Source organism: Wolbachia endosymbiont (group A) of Clivina fossor (assembly GCF_964026865.1).
Lineage (GTDB): Bacteria > Pseudomonadota > Alphaproteobacteria > Rickettsiales > Anaplasmataceae > Wolbachia.
Genome location: NZ_OZ034707.1, coordinates 421,331 through 439,366, shown reverse-complemented (window position 1 = coordinate 439,366; position 18,036 = coordinate 421,331). Strand labels below are relative to the sequence as shown.

The 18,036-nt window shown below is 35.3% G+C and carries 14 protein-coding genes, 1 tRNA gene and 1 pseudogene; 8 read left to right on the top strand and 8 right to left on the bottom strand.

Features of this window, described 5'->3' with window-relative positions; all coding sequences use genetic code 11:
• Positions 1–2 precede the first annotated feature (2 nt).
• The gene (infA, locus tag AAGD99_RS02365; protein ID WP_164224845.1) at positions 3–266 is read left to right on the top strand and encodes a translation initiation factor IF-1; all 264 of its coding nucleotides are present in this window, start codon (positions 3–5) and stop codon (positions 264–266) included.
• Complete coding sequence (locus tag AAGD99_RS02360) at positions 244–837, top strand: Maf family nucleotide pyrophosphatase (RefSeq protein WP_341822475.1); 594 nt, start codon at positions 244–246, stop codon at positions 835–837. Before infA ends, AAGD99_RS02360 begins: the two co-directional genes overlap by 23 nt.
• A 52-nt stretch (positions 838–889) precedes the next feature.
• Here AAGD99_RS02360 and AAGD99_RS02355 read toward each other — a convergent pair.
• Positions 890–1,168, bottom strand: a pseudogene (locus AAGD99_RS02355) (IS66 family transposase); the annotation flags it as partial.
• Here AAGD99_RS02355 and AAGD99_RS02350 point away from each other — a divergent pair.
• Positions 1,112–1,426, top strand: coding sequence for a hypothetical protein (locus AAGD99_RS02350; RefSeq protein WP_341823238.1), 315 nt, complete (start codon positions 1,112–1,114; stop codon positions 1,424–1,426). The pseudogene AAGD99_RS02355 and the gene AAGD99_RS02350 overlap by 57 nt on opposite strands.
• Here AAGD99_RS02350 and AAGD99_RS02345 read toward each other — a convergent pair.
• The 4 genes from AAGD99_RS02345 to AAGD99_RS02330 form a co-directional block, all read right to left on the bottom strand.
• Positions 1,417–2,679 (bottom strand): protein TolB, encoded by a 1,263-nt coding sequence (locus AAGD99_RS02345; RefSeq protein WP_341822473.1) that lies wholly within the window; start codon positions 2,677–2,679, stop codon positions 1,417–1,419. The two genes, AAGD99_RS02350 and AAGD99_RS02345, sit on opposite strands and share 10 nt — an antisense overlap.
• A 9-nt stretch (positions 2,680–2,688) precedes the next feature.
• Entirely contained in the window at positions 2,689–4,323 is a 1,635-nt protein-coding gene (locus AAGD99_RS02340; RefSeq protein WP_341822472.1) for a ribonuclease J, read from the bottom strand.
• Positions 4,324–4,540: 217 nt separating this feature from the next.
• Positions 4,541–5,659, bottom strand: a complete 1,119-nt coding sequence (gene dnaJ, locus AAGD99_RS02335; protein WP_264732332.1) for a molecular chaperone DnaJ — start codon at positions 5,657–5,659, stop codon at positions 4,541–4,543.
• Positions 5,660–5,741: 82 nt separating this feature from the next.
• Positions 5,742–5,819 (bottom strand) — tRNA-Arg (locus tag AAGD99_RS02330).
• An 846-nt stretch (positions 5,820–6,665) separates the two neighbouring features.
• Here AAGD99_RS02330 and AAGD99_RS02325 point away from each other — a divergent pair.
• Positions 6,666–7,481 (top strand): hypothetical protein, encoded by an 816-nt coding sequence (locus tag AAGD99_RS02325; protein WP_341822471.1) that lies wholly within the window; start codon positions 6,666–6,668, stop codon positions 7,479–7,481.
• Positions 7,482–7,543: 62 nt separating this feature from the next.
• The gene (locus AAGD99_RS02320) at positions 7,544–8,707 is read left to right on the top strand and encodes a porin (protein ID WP_264732547.1); all 1,164 of its coding nucleotides are present in this window, start codon (positions 7,544–7,546) and stop codon (positions 8,705–8,707) included.
• 186 nt (positions 8,708–8,893) lie between these two features.
• On the opposite strand, the gene mutS is transcribed toward AAGD99_RS02320, so the two are convergent.
• The 3 genes from mutS to AAGD99_RS02305 form a co-directional block, all read right to left on the bottom strand.
• Entirely contained in the window at positions 8,894–11,407 is a 2,514-nt protein-coding gene (mutS, locus tag AAGD99_RS02315; RefSeq protein WP_341822469.1) for a DNA mismatch repair protein MutS, read from the bottom strand.
• Positions 11,408–11,944: 537 nt separating this feature from the next.
• Positions 11,945–12,772 carry an ankyrin repeat domain-containing protein gene (locus AAGD99_RS02310; RefSeq protein WP_341822468.1) on the bottom strand — a complete coding sequence of 276 codons (828 nt, stop codon included), beginning with the start codon at positions 12,770–12,772 and terminating at the stop codon, positions 11,945–11,947.
• Between the two features lie 185 nt (positions 12,773–12,957).
• On the bottom strand, positions 12,958–14,115 hold the full coding sequence (locus AAGD99_RS02305) for a Fic family protein (RefSeq protein WP_341822467.1): 1,158 nt from the start codon (positions 14,113–14,115) through the stop codon (positions 12,958–12,960).
• Positions 14,116–14,391: 276 nt separating this feature from the next.
• Between AAGD99_RS02305 and AAGD99_RS02300 the strand changes: the two genes are divergently transcribed.
• The 3 genes from AAGD99_RS02300 (at position 14,392) to AAGD99_RS02290 (ending at position 18,011) form a co-directional block, all read left to right on the top strand.
• Positions 14,392–15,078, top strand: coding sequence for a TerC family protein (locus AAGD99_RS02300; RefSeq protein WP_341822466.1), 687 nt, complete (start codon positions 14,392–14,394; stop codon positions 15,076–15,078).
• A gap of 145 nt (positions 15,079–15,223) precedes the next feature.
• The gene (locus tag AAGD99_RS02295; RefSeq protein ID WP_264688114.1) at positions 15,224–15,478 is read left to right on the top strand and encodes a DUF1016 N-terminal domain-containing protein; all 255 of its coding nucleotides are present in this window, start codon (positions 15,224–15,226) and stop codon (positions 15,476–15,478) included.
• A 16-nt stretch (positions 15,479–15,494) separates the two neighbouring features.
• Entirely contained in the window at positions 15,495–18,011 is a 2,517-nt protein-coding gene (locus tag AAGD99_RS02290; protein ID WP_341822465.1) for a hypothetical protein, read from the top strand.
• Positions 18,012–18,036 lie beyond the last annotated feature (25 nt).

Sequence of the window (18,036 nt, the reverse complement as noted above, 5' to 3'; positions counted from 1 at the left end):
ATATGATAAAAGACGAGAAATCGAAAACAATTTTTGAAGTGGAAGGGGCAGTAACTGCTTTACTACCTGCAGCAGAATTTAGAGTGAAACTGGACAATGAACATGAGATTATCTGTCATGTATCAGGGAAAGTGAGAAGAAGTAAAATACGCATCATTATCGGGGATAGGGTGTTAGTTGAGATGAGTATTTACGATAGGAATGCGAAAAAAGGTCGGATCATTAGAAGGCTTAAAGGTACAAGTGACAGAACGATCTCTAAATAATCTTATTCTTGCTTCATCATCGAAAAGGCGTATAGCTTTACTAAAACAAATAAATATTGAGCCAGGTTTAATTTTGCCAGCAGACATAGATGAAGCCCCTTTAAAAAAGGAACTTCCGAAGGATTACTCAATCCGTATGGCAAAAAGTAAAGCTGAGAAAATACAAAGTTCAAATCCAAATTACTTTGTGCTTGGTGTTGATACAGTTGTTGCTTGTGGTAGAAGGATATTGCTTAAAGCTGAAAACGTTGAGCAAGCAGAAAAATGCATCCGCTTGTTATCAGGAAGAAGGCATAGAGTATATACCAGTGTGTGTCTATTAACTCCCGATCAATCTAAACAACATATTAGAACTGTGGTTACAATAGTGAAATTTAAACGTCTCAGTGAACAAGAAATTAAGTATTATTTAGCATCAGAAGAGTGGAAAAATAGGGCAGGGGGATGCAATATACAAGGCCTAGCTGGGATGTTCGTATTGTTCTTACGCGGCTCCTACTCTTCCGTTATAGGGTTACCATTACATGAAACCTATTGTTTGCTAAGTAATTATTTTAACTGGGAGTGTTAAATAAACCATACGCGTCAAGTTAAGGCCCAATATAGCACCATTTAAAGTGGGTAGATAGCCTTTCGAAATCCCTTAACAAGTGTGCCCAACAAATCTGTCTTTTTTCGTCACTGAAGTAGTTGTAAACCGCATACCTATCGGTAACAACCAAATTCTTATAACTAGAAAATGTACTACTCTCTAGAAACTTAACTCCTCTTGTGTCTGCTAATTTAATAAGGCTTGCTTCATTATTAGCAAACACCCAGCACCAGCCAAGTTTACCTTTAGAATAATGGCTAGTTTCATCAATATGCAAAACTTTGCTTGCTCTCTCTACTTGTTCATATACATCTTAATACATAATTCTCCACAAAAACAATCTTCAGGGAGGAGCTGGATAATTATAAGCTCAGCATTATTGTTTGGCGCTATAGGAGCCACACTGGCTACAATGGGAACTATACCTGAAATTGCTGCTATTGGAGTAATTGCAACTGTTGTGTTGTCAGGAATCGCTGGTACTATAGTAGGTGGTGTAGCGGGATATCTTGTTAATGTGGCAATAAATCAATGCTGTGGAGCATGCAGCTCAGTAGTTCAAGAATAAGACCAATCCGGTAAAGAAGCATTTGTGGGAGTGGAAACCATTTTTTGATTTTTCTTTACTAAGTCTACTAAATATAGTTTAGAGTTGCTTGGTGATTCTGTTCTTGTGAAAATGATTTCTCTACCATTTGGTAGCCATGCCGGAGATTCAATTTTATGCCCTTCTGAAAGTAGACGTTCTTCTTTGCCATCTGGCTTCATAACTCCTATGTAAAATTTTCCTGACTGAATCTTTGTGAAAGCTATCAGATCTCCTTTTGGCGACCAAACAGGCGTAGCATATCTTCCACTTCCAAAACTAATTCTTTTAGGTTTTTTACTTTTGTTAGTAAAATCGATAACATACAGCTGCTGACTCCCACTCATATCGGAACTAAAAACCATATACTTTTGATCTGGAGAAAAAGAGGGAGAAGTGCTTATAGCTGAACCTTTAGTAATTTTTTTTGTCCGTTTACTACTTAAATCCAAAGATAATATATTCGTTTCACCACCCAATGAGTGGGAAATTAAAAGAGATTTACCATCAGGAGAAAATCTTGGTGCAGAAATAACTCCTTCAAATGCGCTGATTATTGATTCAGTGTGGTCTTTTAAATTTTTTAATACTATATAACTTTTACCATTTGCGTATGAGATATAAACAATACCCTTTCCATTTGGTGAGAATCTCGGTGTTGACACAAATCTATCGCCATTTGTTAAGTATTTTATATTACTTCCATCTTGATTCATCACAGCAATTTTACGCACAGATTTGTAGTTGCTATCTTTTTCTTCAGCGATATACGTGATTTTTGTGTTGAAGTGCCCTTTCTCACCAATCAATCTATCATGTATCACATCCGAAACGAGGCAACCAATTTTTCTCCAGTCTTTTGCTGGAAAAACAACTGACTGAGTAAGTAATTCTCTTTTTGTAAAAGTATCAAACAAACGAAATGATAGCTCTAATGCACTACCAGATACTTCGCTTAAACTTACTGTGACTACAGTATCGCTTTTCCAAGATTTAAATTCAGCTTCCGCGCCACGTTTTACATTAAATAAGCCACAATTAGATAAATTTGTTCCTATTACCTTTGCAATATTTTCGCTTAATTCGCTTTCCAGCGCTGTTTTACATGTACATTTAGATACAACAAGACCGATGTTACCAACATTGCTTTTTTTTATATCAACATATAAAGCAGCTTTTGTAAAATAAGGAATAAATAACGAAATAAGTAACGCCAGCTGAACGAATAACTTCATTCTTTCATTTCATACCTGTTCTATCTGGACTTCAATTATAGGTCTTTTTAGTAAATATTCCTTTAAGATACTAAATATTGAACTTTCAATCTTATTTCTTATTTTTTTTGTCGGTTGTAAACTAAACGCTGACTCAACCTTCTCTATGATCCTTTGCATAATAGCTGCATCTTCTTGCGCTTCGAAAACACCTGGTGCAAATACTTTCGGTTTAGTAAGCAATTTATTTTTCTTGTTTACAACTGCTATTACCACAATAACTCCGGCATCTCTCATTCTTTTACGCATTTTTATAACACTGCTCTCCGGATGACGTAGCAGCATACCATCAATACCAAAGTAGTCAACATCGATTGAATCAACTTTTTCTCCGTTCTCCAAATTAACAATATCACCTGGTGCAATCATTATTGCTTTTGCCACACCGCACTCTTTAGCAAATTTTACATGTGCATGCGTGTGAATATATTCGCCGTGAACTGGAATAGACATCTTCGGTTTTATTAAAGAATACATTTCCTTTAACTCTTCTCTTGTTGGATGCCCAGAAGCATGAACATGCTCTGTTTTTTCAGTAACAACTTCTACCCCCATCTCAATAAAGGCATTGAGCATGTTGTGCGCACGAGTTTCATTTCCAGGAATGATTTTTGACGAAAAGATCATGGTATCACCTTGCTGCATTTTAAATGCTTGATGACTCTTATTAGCAAGCCTTGAAGTTGCTGCCAGTGGCTCACCTTGACAACCTGTGCAAAGTAGCACCAGTTTTTCCCTTGGAAAATTTACTGCTTCCTTTGCTTCAAGAAACTGAGGAGAATCAGTTAAATAACCACTATCTTGCGCAACCTTCACTATTCTCCATAAAGATCTACCAAGTAAAACTACTTTTCTATTTAGTGCTTTTGCAGCTTGGCTTATCGTTTCAATTCGTGCCACATTTGAAGCAAATAGCGAAACAGCAACTAATTTTTTAGACCGCTTTATTATGTTATAAATGTTATTATAAATTTCACCTTCTGACTCAGGGTGATGCTTGCTTAATATATTGGTTGAATCGCAAATTGCTGCAAGCAGGTCACCTTTATCGCCAATTTCTTTTAGACGCTCTATATTAGAAGTTAATCCAACAACAGGTTTTGGATCAAATTTCCAGTCTCCGGTATGGAGTGCACTACCCATTTCAGTGCTAATTAATATTGAATTTGCCTCAGGAATTGAATGAGTTATATTTATAAACTCGACGGTAAAAGGACCCAAATTTGTGCTGCCATTTATGTCCACCTCTTTCACAGGTACTGTATCTTCTAATCGAAACTCCTTTAGTTTCTCCCTAAGAAAATTAACCGTAAACTTTGTTGTATATATGGGGCACTGCAACTCTTCCCACAAGTGGGGCACTGCACCGCAGTGGTCCTCATGTGCATGTGTAATTATTATTCCAAGCAAATCTTTTTTTCTTTGAGCAATAAAATCTACATCAGCAATGAGCAGCTCAACACCTGGCATAGTTTCATCTGCAAAACCAACACCAAGGTCGATCATAATCCACTTACCTTGATAATGATATAGGCTAACATTCATCCCGATTCTTCCTACTCCCCCAAGCGGAAGAAATAAAAACTCATTTTTGTTTATATTCATTAAATTTAAATTATTAAAACCTGAGAATAGCAAAACTTCGACCTTAAATAAAGAAATTTATTGCTTTTACATAATTTTAAGGAACTAAGAAGTTTCTGTTGGCTAATAATGTTGATATCAACACTATTGTTAAGTTTTCCATTAATAAGGTCAAAGAATTGCAGGATTAAATGAAAACCCGTAAACAGTTACTCCTTCATGTCATTTAGCAGATTTCTTATTTTTTTTTTACTTTACTAAAAAACCCTTCAGATCGTTGTTGTACATTTGCATTTTCCTCTTCTTCAAACGCTTTTAATAGCTCAATTTGCTTTTTGGTTAAACTTTTTAGATTTAAGGTTTCAACTATTACCTGTACATACAAATCACCGCGAACATGTGAACTCATATGCGGCATACCCTTCTCCTTACAACGTAACTTGGTACCAGTTTGAGTGCTCTCTGGAACTTTTACTTTTGTTTTAGCTCCATCAATTGACTGAACATCAATTTCACCACCAAGCACAGCTAGTGTCATTCTTATAGGTACTTTACAGTGTAAATCTGCCTTATTTCGAGTAAAGATTTTATGGGGAGCTATTTTCACGTATACGTATAAATCTCCACTTTTTCCACCTCTTGCTCCAGCTTCTCCTTTACCACTTATCCTTACCTTAGCTCCTTCTTCTATGCCCTTTGGAATTGAAACGGATATATTTACTTCATCTCTTCTACGTCCACTTCCACCACATTTCTTACATTTATTTTGTATTATTTCTCCTTCCCCATAGCATGTAGTACATGTTCTTTCGATGGTAAAAAAGCCTTGTTGAGTTCTAATCCTACCGCTTCCCTGGCATGTGGGGCACTGAACTGGTTTAATTGCTCCTTCGCTACCTGTGCCTTGGCATGTGTCACATTTTACATTTGTCACATAATGTATAGGCGCTTGTATTCCTTTAAATGCATCTTCTAAGGTAATTTCAAGATCATAACGTAGGTCTGCTCCAGACACTCCTGTTGTGCTCCTCTTTGCTCTTGATCTACTTGCACCACCACCGAATCCTCCACCAAAGAAGTCATTGAATATGTCGCTAAAATCTCCTGCAGAGCTAAAGCCTTGAAACCCACCAGAAGCACCTTCGTGGCCATAACGGTCATAGCTTGCCCTTTTCTCAGAGTCAGATAGAACTTCATATGCAGCTGTTACTTCTTTAAATTTTTCCTCTGCTTCTTGATTGCCAGGATTTCTATCAGGATGATATTTTAACGCTAATTTTTTATACGCTTTTTTTATCTCATCAATACTGGCATTTCTTCCTACTTCCAGCAGATCATAGTAGTCTTTTTTGCTCATATATAATAGTTTAGTGTTTAACCTTTAAAGATAGGTATTGCATATATTAATTTCAAGTGTGACTTCTGTTTCCTATAAAATGTGGTGCACCCTGAGCGACTTGAACGCCCGACCTTTTGATCCGTAGTCAAATGCTCTAATCCAACTGAGCTAAGGGTGCTTTCATAAAGTTAACTTTAGCAGGTTTTGTAGCTTGATTCAATTAATTTGGCTAAAAATAAAACTGTTAATTTTTATCATACGTGAAACCTGCAAAAAATTGCATTTGTTTTCTTAAGAATCATTTTATGGTCAAGCTCACAACTATACGAACATTTGTAGTCAAGGCACTGGATCTGAAATTGCAATGTTCGTATAGTTGTGGGTTTAGAACCCCTCACAATTCCCAAACTGCTGTTCCGCATTAGAATTATTAAATTCACTATAAGGAGGAGGTGGTCCATAATTCCTAACTGCTTCTTCAGCCTCCTCAACATTGTCTGATTCTTTCTCATGCTTCATATGAAAAGCTAAACCACCAGCAAAACATACGAGAGAATTAACGCCAAGGATAGCTAAACCCCACACTGGTAAGACTGGGTAAACAGCACAAGCTACCTACTTTCAAAACACGTCCCCTCAGATTCTCACTTTGGCATCATTCTACCTTATCTAAAGCCATTTTATACCTTTTTATCCCTTCTGGGGTAACCTTTTTTCAGTTAGCTATAGTAGATCTTTCAGAACAACTAAACGTGACTTGTTCTACTTCCATCTAATACAATGTAACAAAGGGGTATAACTCAGAGCTAGAGGTTATGATTGTAATAAAGATATAAAAAAAACGGATAAGTCAAGCAAAGTTACAAATGTAACTTTGCTTGACTATCCATTTATTACCACCTAAAATAGCTAACAAAGCCATTCCGTATGACATTTTATCTATATCTAATCAAGCATATTAATAAGTAAGTAAATTTTAATATAATCTTATTATACTTATAAATATGCTGTATAGAATGAAAGTATGGATGATTTCATAACTGCAAGAAGGAAAGATGATGCTGTGGTATCTGTTTGTCAGGATAATAAGAAAAAAACCGTATTAATTTTAGGGCTCAATCAAGCCGCAAGGAATTTGTTAAAATACGAGGAAGGGAATTTACTTAATAAGCCGTTAATCAATATTTTAAGTGCAAGAGCAGCTGACGACATGAAGAATTATTTAGAGTATACCGAAAATGGACACGATTTACTTGATGTATTACCTAAAGTGATAGGTTTTTCCTTAACTGATGCTAAAGGAGAAGATATAAAGACAAAAGTAAAAGTTTTCCGCACTGCACAATTTGCTAGTAATAAAATAAATTATGAGCTATTGATACGTGATATCAGCTTGTCTCATAAATTAGGAATCTTTAGAGATGAATATCTAATGGGTAAAAAATATAAAAACCATGACTTATTCGATATACCAAACAATGAGTCTACTATTCTAGAGTTATACGTTATATTAAATTTTGCCTTTCAACATCAAATTAATGCAGCTATAGGAGTGATTGGCTTAAATAGTAGCTGTAGTGAGACAAATGATGCACTGAAAGTTATCATAGAACATTTTTGTAAAAATTGCCGTAGTGATGATTTTCTAGGGTATATTGATGAGAATAAAGTGCTTTTTGTTTTGATTAACTGCGATGTAAAAAGTACGTCTAAAATAATTAATCGTATACATTCTGCCATTAATAAGCAGTTATTAAAGCGAAAATTACCAAGTGTATCAATAATTTATGGGAATATAGCTCAAAAACGGGCAGCAAAATCTACCAGCGGCGCCTTCTGAAAAGTTGTTTTTTATTTATATTGAGTTTAAACTTAAATTTTTATAAAAATTTAAGTTTATTTATGAAGTTAAGGTACTACCTGGTAGCATTGCTTTCATCATTATTTTTGCAGAATAGTGCTAGCTCTAGAACAATTCTGGATAAGGAAATATTTTATGCAGAACTAGATGGAAAAGTAGATTTGAGATTCGGCTACGCCTTCAACAGAGGTTCTTTCAATGCTAAAGCTAAGGATAAAACTTCAAGTTATTCATACTTGCGCTTTCTTTATTTACAGCAAGTTTATCCAAATACTCAAATGGGGTTTAATGTTAAGGCAGGAGTTTCTGGTATTGCAAACCTAAAAGCGTTAGACATAGAAAAGTTAGACATGGAGGAATGGTATTTCATCATTAAAAATCAGGTGCTTGGATCAATTGAATATGGTAAAAGAAGTTTAGTTAGTCAGGGCATGTTAATTAACACTTCAAAAATTTATACAGCTGCTGGAGGAGTAAATGGTCATTGGACAAACTATGCAAATTTGCGTGGTAACGAAAACAGAGATAATGGCCCTGGATATGATAAAGACAAGGTATTTTGGGTAAAACCCAACATTTACAGTAATTATAATGGACTCGAACTAGGGTTAAAACAATCATCAATTAACTACATCTCCCCTGAAATCTATAACTTTCAACTCGGGTTCAGTTATGTCCCAGGAAAAAATAACTTACAGTACAGCAATTTAATTGCTGCTGGCCTTTCCTATAAAAATGGCCTATCAGATGATATAAATTTTACTACTGCCTTAACTGGTGAATTTGCAAGAGAAAATTTAACTGATTGCTCAGATGGAACTTCTAAAAATTATGAATGTCGTAATCAATTACTGCACTGGAATTTTGGTTTGAAGCTAAAATTGTTCGATCTTGATTGCATTTTTTCGTATGGTAATGGCGGTAAATCTGGTGAGAAGCGTAATCCTGAAATAAATAATACGTATTATATGAATGCAGGTATTGCTTACCATTCTGATTCTCGTAAATTGAGCTTAACATATTTCAATAGTGGTAGGGATATTGCAGCAAACGAGTTAACATCATATGCTTTAAGCCTTGAATATCCATTTTTTATGGGCACTTCATACTATTTCGATATTGTAAAATTTAGTACCAAAGAGCCTGAAGTAGAAAATAGCAACTCTGGTTATGTGCTCTTGACTGGACTGAAATTAAGTTTTTAATGAGGTTACATTGCCTCCTGTCATCCCAGCACTCTTTTCTGTCATCCAAGTAGCGGATAACATAGAAACGAAAAACTTACTTGACACATTTTGCCAGCCCCCTTATCATGACGTGTATAACAATGTTACAAAAAATAATATCATAGGGTTCTCTCTACTTTTTCTGGGTAAGATCAGAATTTCCTCTTAAGCCTTTAGCTCCTCAAATACTTCACTTGCTCTATTTAAAACAGAATCAGGAAAACCAGCAAGTTTTGCTACATGTATTCCATATGACTCATCTGCAATGCCTTCAATTACTTCATGTAGAAAGATAACCTCTCCGTTCCACTCTCTTATTTTTACACAAAAACATTTCACGTTCTTCAAGTATTTGCTTACTTTAGTTAATTCATGATAATGAGTTGCAAAAATGGCGCGGCACTTATTTACATTGTGAATATGTTCAATCACTGCCTGTGCAATAGATAATCCATCATACACTCCTGTGCCCCTACCAATTTCATCAAGTATCACCAAGGAACGATCTGTTGCCTGATTTACTATCGTTGCTGTTTCGATCATCTCTACCATGAAGGTAGAATAACCAGCTGCTATATTATCTGTTGCACCAACCCTGCTAAATATCTTGTCAATCACTCCAATATGCGCACTCTCTGCTGGCACAAATGACCCCATGTGAGCTAAAACTGCAATGAGAGCGTTTTGCCTCAAGAAAGTGCTTTTTCCAGCCATATTAGGACCAGTAATTAGATGTATACCAGCTAAATTGATGCTATTTGCAATGAATTTATCGTTAACTTCAACCACTGGATGTCTTCCATTGCGAATATTGAACTCTTTACTGTCATCGATAATGGGTTTTACGTAATTATTTTGCACTGCAAGCTCCGCAAAAGTGGCTCTAATATCAAGTTTTGCCAAAGCATTTGCAGCAAGAGCAATTTTTTCAGATTCTTTAGCGACTTCACTACACAGTTCACTAAAAATTTTCACTTCTAAGCCGATTGCAGCATCACGTGCCGTAAGAATTTTATTTTCTAGTTCTTTCAATTCATTAGTAGTGTAGCGCATGCTATTTGCTAAGCTTTGCCTATGAATAAATATGTCCGAAGTTATTTTGTGATTTGCTGACACTTCAACGTAATAACCAAGTATATTGTTGTGTAATATTTTGAGTGCGGCAATGCCAGTTAGGTCGCGATAAGACTCACGGAGCTTAGTTACCAACTTGTTACTGTTGTTCAATATATAAGATAACTCAGATAATTCTGAGTTGTATTTTGGATTGATAAATCCTCCTTCTTTCACGGAACTGAGGTTATTATCAAGTATAGCGCTGTTTAGAAGCTCGAATAGATCTTTATGATTACCAAGACTTTTATGTATTGTGCTTAGTTCACTCTCGTCTGATTTTACTGTCATTCCAGCGCGTGACGCTGGAATCTGCATCTGGATTCCAGTGTCAGCTACTTGGATGACATATTGTTGTGGGAGAGATCCATTTTCACCTGATTCAATTTTACATAAGAACTCAGATAACTCTAAAGTTTTTCCTAGGCCTATTTTTAATAGGTTCATATCCTTTGGTGAACCACGTCCTAGTATTAAGCGCGATAAAGACCTCTCAATATCCGGAATGTTAGATAATATCTCTCGTATTTTTCTGCGTGGCTCATGATTATTTACAAAAAATTGAGCGGTGCTGAGCCTCAAATTGATTGCCTTGGAGCAAGCAAGTGGTGAAGCGAGCATTTGTTTGAGCAGGCGTCCACCAGAGGCTGTAACTGTGTGATCAATAACTGAAATTAGTGAACCTTTCTTTTCACCAAATTGAGTTGAAAACAACTCAAGATTTCTCCTTGCTGAAGCATCAATAAGCATGAAATTTTGTTGCTTATAGGTTTTTGGGAATTCAAGCCTTGGAATGGAGCCCCTTTGTGTTACTCTGACATATTCAAGCAGTGCACCGCACGCCATGATTTCTACTTTGCTGAAATTTCCTATACTCCCAAGTTCCCTGATTTTATAAAACTCGCATAACGTTCTGTGAGATTTACTATACTCAAAAAAACTCTGTGCGTGTTGTGTAATTGATATTTTATAATTTTTTAAAATCGATCTAATTTTTTCGTCCTCAGTGAATTTTTCAGAAATTAATAATTCTCTTGGTGATATACGCAATAAATCACTATCTAGAGCTTTCAAATTCGTTAAAGTGTGAAAAAATTTTCCCGTTGATAATTCAAGCCAACTAATAGCATATTCGTCATTTTGTTCAACTATGGATGCGAGATAATTATTGCTTTTATCCTCCAGTAGCGAATCTTCTATAATTGTACCTGGAGTTACAACTCGCACTACATCACGTTTTACTATGGATTTATAGCCCCTCTTTTTTGCTTCATCAGCAGTTTCTAATTGGTCACAGATTGCTACTTTGAATCCTAAATCTATTAGCTTGTGTAGGTAAGATTCACTACTGTGTGCTGGCACTCCACACATTGGTATTTCTTGCCCACACGAATTACCTCTCTTAGTGAGCACTATATTCAGCAATTTCGCAGCTTTAATAGCATCATCGAAAAACAACTCATAAAAATCTCCTAGCCTATAAAATAGCAGATGATCCTTGTATTGAGCTTTCAGGTTCAAATATTGCTCCATCACAGGAGTGTTTCTTTCTTTCACAAAGCTCATAATATTTTTTAATATATTGTATTGGTAATAAATTCAATGTTATTATAGATTATATTGCACATGTGAATAACATAAATTTTAGATAGGTGTATAGAGGGGAAAATTTAAAACAATTAAATTTCTTGGATCCAAGTAGTCAGGACACTTGGATGACACCCTCCTTGTATGTATTATAGCTAAAGTGACTTACGACAATTTGAAAAACAAAAATTCGTCATTCCGCTACTAGTTAGCGGAATCTATACCGCGAATGAATCCATAGCTGTACGAACATTCATTTTTGAAGGTAAATTGCACAGCAAATGGTGTCATTCCAGTGCTTGACACTGGAATCCAGCTTCTATGCAACCTCATCAAAAACATTCATTTAGTGTAAGATCAGCTACTTTCCATGCTAGTTTGCTTGTGAACAAGCAAACTTTTCTGGATCCCAGTGTCAAGCACTGGGATGACATCATAGGGGCGCTGGGATGACACCCTTGCTAGACAATGTTCGTACAGTTGTAGAATGAATCGCGGTATGACGTGTTGCTTGGGTCAGCTATACGTAGGTTGTGGCCCTTCTTTATCATTTGCGGGAGTTGCACCATCAACAGATATTTCAGAGCTAACAGTGCTAATAGTTTTTTCTATCGCTTTAGCCTGTTCATAGTCTTGACTCAAAAAATACATGGCCAGCCCAACAGCTATACTAGCAACAAGAACAGGTGCTATCATTACACCTAGTATCATACCACCAGAAAGACTTACTGCAACACACACACCAGCTCCAAGTACAACACCAAGAAAACCACCAATTATTACGCCAGGCACCAAACTGCCTATCATAGCGCTTTCTTTTTTCGTATTAGCTTGTTCTTTCATACTTTTAATAAGCACTTTTTTTGTTTCTCCTTGAGCTAAATCTAAAGGAATTTTATTATCCGCGTTTTGTATCAAAGGATTTGCACTATATGTAACAAGAAGGGTGATTATTTCTTCAGTTTTCTTACCTATAACTGCATGATGTAGTAATGTATTTCCCTTTTCATCTTTAAAGTTTATATGAGTACGAAGTTCCTCATCTAGATTTCTTATTGGGTTGTTTTTTGCATATATCCTAGGTTTTATTGCTCTATCTAAGCATTGTATCACTTGTTCTAGTGATTGCTCGCCAGGATTTTGTATAAAATGAAGCAGAATTTCGTGTACTATTGCTTCCTTTGTAGTTTTTTGGTATCGTAAAGCATATGCAAATGTGTCTTTATTAATAGTTATTTCTTTGTTTTGTTTAAGGAAATCTTTTAACTTTCCAACTCTATTTATACTGTGATTTTCGCTAGCAATTATCGATTGTAAAGTTTTTCTGTTATCGTCACCAGTCATGCTATCCTCCTTGGTTTGATTGCATTACTCATTAATAAATAATATAATAAATCCTGCTAAAAGTCAAGCAATTAATTAATAAGTTAATATAATTCTCCAAAAGGAGCTCCTTACTTTTTGTTCAGCATGTCCATTGGATCAGACTCTTTAAGCTTGCTGTTTGCTGAATTTATTCATCACAATAGCTACAATGTGCTATCGAAGTTCTCTGTAATCTTAGTTGGTTCTTCTAGAATATTCAAAATATCAGTTGCACAATAAACCCGATCTCTCTTTCCTTGAGAAGTTTGTGAAACGATGCCTAAATCTTCAAGCTTTACGATTGCTCTTTGGGCTGTTGTAAATACGACACCTAAGTTTTCAACCACTTTCCTTATAGTAAAGTAAGGGTTTACAGCGAGATACCTTACAATACCACTCGCAACTCCCTCAGTTTTAGAACTAACTTCAGTTTGCCAATTTGCAATCAAAATGTTAATTCGTTCTGCTCTTGACAATGCATCCAATGATTGCAGTACTACACCATTTAAGAAATAAGAGAACCAATCATGCCACGTGCCTCTGTTGCTTATATTGTAAAGTTGGTCATAATACTCACTTTTTGTAGCTTCAAAAAATGCACTTAAGTATAACAGAGGTAATGGTAATAATTTTCTTTCGATCAGAAGTAATGTTATTAATAAACGTCCAATACGTCCATTGCCGTCCAAGAATGGGTGAATCGCTTCAAATTGATAATGACATAGAGCTATATGTATAAGTGGGGGTAATGTTCTATCATGTAGAAACTTTTCAAAAGAGTCCAAGCAACCCATCAATTCACCTGGCATTGGTGGCACATATTTTGCTGTGTCTATTGTACATCCTGGGCTTCCAATCCAATTTTGCACTCGGCGAAATTCTCCTGGAGTTGCGTGAGAACCTCTTACACCTTGCATAAGTTTTCCGTGAATTTCTTTAACCAACTGAAGCGACAGTGGAAAAGATTGTAAACGTTTTAGTCCATAATCGAGCGCTGATATATAATTGCGTACTTCTTGTAAATCATCGGGATTGCGATCTACGTTAGCACCTGCTTCTTGAGCCAAAATTTCACCAAGAGTTGCTTGAGTTCCCTCGATTCTACTTGAAAGAACTGCTTCACGTGCTATAAAGGGTCGTATGAGAAGATGAGGGTTAGGCAATTTAGCTCCTTCCCTGGATAACATACCCAAAATATGATCTGCTCTGGAAAGACTATTAACTAAATCATTGTCCCATTCAAATTTTGGTGGCAAGGGGTTAGGTATAAATGCCTGATAACCAGCGAATACTTTGCCTGATGGTGATCCTTTAATATACATTCATTCAACCTAGTACACTATTTTTATAGTATATATTATTTTCAAATAAAGTCAAAAATGAAAATAAGGCTTTATCTTATTTGCGTGCATGAAAATAAGAAACTCTCTTATTGTCGATTTTGCTCAAAAACAAAAATAGAAGAAGCTGCTGAACTTTATATTACGTTTGCTTCAGTCATCCTGTTTTTCTGGAGAGCTGCTATAAAACTTCGTAGTGAAGTCACTTAATTTTTACACATCTATTGTAGAGTAAGAAGAGCCGAATTTGGGACAAAAATGCTAGCTGATGCTTGGACTTTACTGACACTTACACTACTTGAAACTATACTTAGTGTAGACAATTTAATCTTTATTTCTCTAGCAATAGATAAGGTACAAAATGTGCTGAGAGAAAGAGTGCGCCTTATGGGCCTTGGATTAGCGCTATTAATGCGTTTTGTAATACTATTTTTTACATCATCTATATTGTCAATGCAAAAACCTATATTTCACACTGCATCGCTAAATATTTCAGCAAGGGATTTACTTATGATTGCAGGGGGATTATTCCTTATTGTTAAAAGCTCTATGGAGTTATGGGATGACATCTTTGTATGTAAGAAAAATAAAAAGAAAGCAAACGTTAAATCAAAATTTTTTTTAGTTGTGCTACAAATTATATTAATAGATTTAGTTTTTTCAGTTGATTCGATATTAACTGCTATAGCATTAACTTATAACATGATAATAATTGCTACAGCGTTTACATTTTCCATGCTAGCAATGCTGTTTTTATCAAGTTATACCGCCCAGTTAATCAAATCTAATCCAGGTTTAAAAGTAATTGCTATCTTATTTATTTTACTTGTCGGTGTGTACCTCATACTTCATGGATTTCATATAGAATTACCAAAAGGATATTTGTATTCTTCATTTATGTTTGCACTGCTTGTGGAAGTTATAAGCAAAATAAAGAAAACGTAGTGTGTAGATATAGCCTCACTCAAGCGAGATTTTCCTGTGGATTTAAGGTAATAAGAGGAAGTAGTAATGTTTTTTCGGGGTGAAAGTAACCTCTTGCATACATAAGTTTTTGTGCCATAATGGTTCTTTATTGAAAATAGCGTTGATGGATATCACTACTAGCTTATTAGGGGATATTAGTAATTTAATAGATAGAGCAAAGAATCATCTTGCTACACATTTCAATTCTACTCTAGTATTGTTAAATTGGGAAATTGGCTTCAGAATTGGTCAAGATATCTTAAAGCACAAACGTGCAGACTATGGCAAACGAATCATCTCCCAACTTGCAAAAGAACTTCAGATTAAATATGGACGTGGGTTTGATAGAGCTTCATTGTTTCGGATGGTGCAAATATAGGAATGGGGAGAAATTGATGAAACATGCATCCAGTTTGCCTGAGTGGCAAAAAAATGTTGTTGAGTTCTTATCTAGTCGTAGAAAGTATCGGTTATTTGGATGGGAGTTTGGTCCAATTTTACTTGATGAGTTATATAGGATAAGGGATTATCGCACAGACTATATAAGAGTTGGAACTTTTTTCACTCCTATAGTTGCTTTTTCTGCTGGGCTTGTTTCATTTGTATCAACACGCAGGGTAAATCTTGCTGCAGTAGTAACTTCTAGCCTAATAGTACTAGGGATTATAACTACACTTGCCGTTGACTATCAAATGACAAAAAGAAAGGCTGGGGTGGTAAGCCAAGAGGATTGTGTTAAATTGCTGAAAGCACTAGAGAGAATGCCGCAGTATTGGTGGTGGTCATGGAGTAAACGGATAGAGGATATTACGATCACTGAAGAACAAATAAATAGAGCAGTGAACTACAATGATTACTCGATTGCTTCACGCTTAATCTATTCCTTATTTACTAACGTTGCGTTGCATCAACTTTACGTTGCAAGGCTAAGTTATCTTTATAGTTATCATAAACTTGGAGGGAAAATGGTATTAGGGTTTGATATAATAGGTTCATGTAAAAAATTACTACAAAGCAACAATCTTATTTCTAGTGATGAAAAAGTACCTGAAACTGCACAGGAAGCATATAGGGAAGAAAATAGGTTAGAAGAGGCAAGTAGGATTGATAAATTAGTCAGGACCATGTATAGAGTTGATAACAAAGAAGTGAGTTTAAGTCAGGCACTTGATTTATTGCAAAAAAAGTGGATGCCATTTTATCTTGATAAAAGCTTGGGTGGAGTGAGAAAAAAAACAAAGAGTGAAGAGGAACATAACAAATATTTTGAAAGTCTTATTAAACAATTTAGGGACTTATCATTAAAGCACCATCCAGACAAGGGAAAAGTTAAAGATGGAGAAATGCAAAAAATAATTAACCAGACTACAAAAGCTCTGAGGAATATACATTCATACATCATGCAGGATGAGACGTTTATTCTCAATAAAGACTGTTACTTATTGTATAGAATGTATAACCGCATACCATTAAGCACATTAAGTAGTGATGAAAAAGATATATCTAGAATAGTAAAGGTGTCGTCCATAGATAGAAATTCTGCTTTGTTTGAGTTGAGTCTCTTGGCTGATCAGGAAGAAGAATTTTTGATGAGGGCAAGAAATAGGTACTTAAAAGATGCAAAGGCATCTGTTGAATTCCTTTGTGAAAAGTTGTTGGCAATAAAGAACATAACATATAAAGAAATTGAGTCTTTAAGCAACGTTATAGAAGTAAGATGGAAGGAGTTTGATAGTGCTTATAATGGGTATGTGGAGGAATATTATAAACGTTGGGTAGATTACTTAGAGTCTTTGAATGCTCGTTGTGAAAAATCTGAGTTGCTTGAGGTAATAAAGGAAGCAGTAGAAAAGTTGTTAAAAGAGAGCAAGGAACAATATGAAATGCTAGTAGGGCAATCTTATGGCGTGAATCCAGATGAGAATTTTGTACTACCTATGTTAGACTATTTTACTTTGATGGAAGCATACTATAAGTTTGCTACTAAACTACTTAAGGACAAAAAGAATTGCTATAGTCTTCAGGGTTATCGTTTCGACTCAGATGCTCTTGATAAGATAAGTTCCATACTGAAAGAAAGTAAAGATAGCAAGGAAGTTTTGAAAGAAAAAAGCAAAGAAGAGGTAGAGGGTGAATCATCGCATGAAGAGAGAATAGAGAAGAAAAATCAATTATCTTATAAAGATAACATAAAGGAGGATAAGTTATCCTACAGAGAATTACTATTTCATACAAGAGCTATGGTAAATTCCTATGTTAAGAATGATGATAATGAATTAAATGAAGAGGTAAAGAGATCCTATAAGGAATCGAAGGTAGGTAAAGTACCGACTAAAGAAGAAATAGGAAATGTAATAGTATTCATGTTAAAACGCTTAGAGGAATTATTGAGTAATAGATTTCAAAGCAAGGAAACAGCTTTCCAATGGCAAAGAGAAGAATCTAAGCAATTGAAAGAAAGACGAGAGAAAGCAGAAGAAGAATTAAGACAAACAAAACACAAAGCAGAACTTATTGAAGAGGTAAGTGATCTTTTTACGAAAAGGTTATGGGGCCCCAGCATGGATAGTAAATTAAGTGAAGCAATATTTAAAGATCAAAGAAAGATTGAACGGAAGATTGTGAAGTGTATTATGGAGTACGACTTTTCTCTAGAGCAGGTGCTAGGTGCAATAATGGAAGAAATAAAGTTTAATGAAGAACGAGTTGTAAGAGAAGGCGCTGTTAGTGATGAATTGATAGAAGTAGTTATAAGAAACTTTTTGACTATTAATGAAATAGTTGAAGAAATGGTAGAGAAGGTAGTAATAGAAGTTGATAACAGTACTGTTTTGCAAGATATGCAAGCGCCAAGCTCTGTATTTAACAATGTAACTAATGAACCAATTGCAGGACCTTCTTGTAGGAGATAAGAGTTTTAAAGTTTGTGAAAAACTT

What these genes read in the sequence shown, in the direction of transcription:
- infA (WP_164224845.1), top strand. Translation starts at nt 3, where the DNA reads ATGATAAAAGACGAGAAATCGAAAACAATTTTTGAAGTGGAAGGGGCA.
- AAGD99_RS02350 (WP_341823238.1), top strand. Translation starts at nt 1,112, where the DNA reads ATGGCTAGTTTCATCAATATGCAAAACTTTGCTTGCTCTCTCTACTTG.
- AAGD99_RS02345 (WP_341822473.1), bottom strand. Translation starts at nt 2,679, where the DNA reads ATGAAGTTATTCGTTCAGCTGGCGTTACTTATTTCGTTATTTATTCCT.
- AAGD99_RS02340 (WP_341822472.1), bottom strand. Translation starts at nt 4,323, where the DNA reads ATGAATATAAACAAAAATGAGTTTTTATTTCTTCCGCTTGGGGGAGTA.
- dnaJ (WP_264732332.1), bottom strand. Translation starts at nt 5,659, where the DNA reads ATGAGCAAAAAAGACTACTATGATCTGCTGGAAGTAGGAAGAAATGCC.
- AAGD99_RS02325 (WP_341822471.1), top strand. Translation starts at nt 6,666, where the DNA reads ATGGATGATTTCATAACTGCAAGAAGGAAAGATGATGCTGTGGTATCT.
- AAGD99_RS02320 (WP_264732547.1), top strand. Translation starts at nt 7,544, where the DNA reads ATGAAGTTAAGGTACTACCTGGTAGCATTGCTTTCATCATTATTTTTG.
- mutS (WP_341822469.1), bottom strand. Translation starts at nt 11,407, where the DNA reads ATGAGCTTTGTGAAAGAAAGAAACACTCCTGTGATGGAGCAATATTTG.
- AAGD99_RS02310 (WP_341822468.1), bottom strand. Translation starts at nt 12,772, where the DNA reads ATGACTGGTGACGATAACAGAAAAACTTTACAATCGATAATTGCTAGC.
- AAGD99_RS02305 (WP_341822467.1), bottom strand. Translation starts at nt 14,115, where the DNA reads ATGTATATTAAAGGATCACCATCAGGCAAAGTATTCGCTGGTTATCAG.
- AAGD99_RS02300 (WP_341822466.1), top strand. Translation starts at nt 14,392, where the DNA reads ATGCTAGCTGATGCTTGGACTTTACTGACACTTACACTACTTGAAACT.
- AAGD99_RS02295 (WP_264688114.1), top strand. Translation starts at nt 15,224, where the DNA reads ATGGATATCACTACTAGCTTATTAGGGGATATTAGTAATTTAATAGAT.
- AAGD99_RS02290 (WP_341822465.1), top strand. Translation starts at nt 15,495, where the DNA reads ATGAAACATGCATCCAGTTTGCCTGAGTGGCAAAAAAATGTTGTTGAG.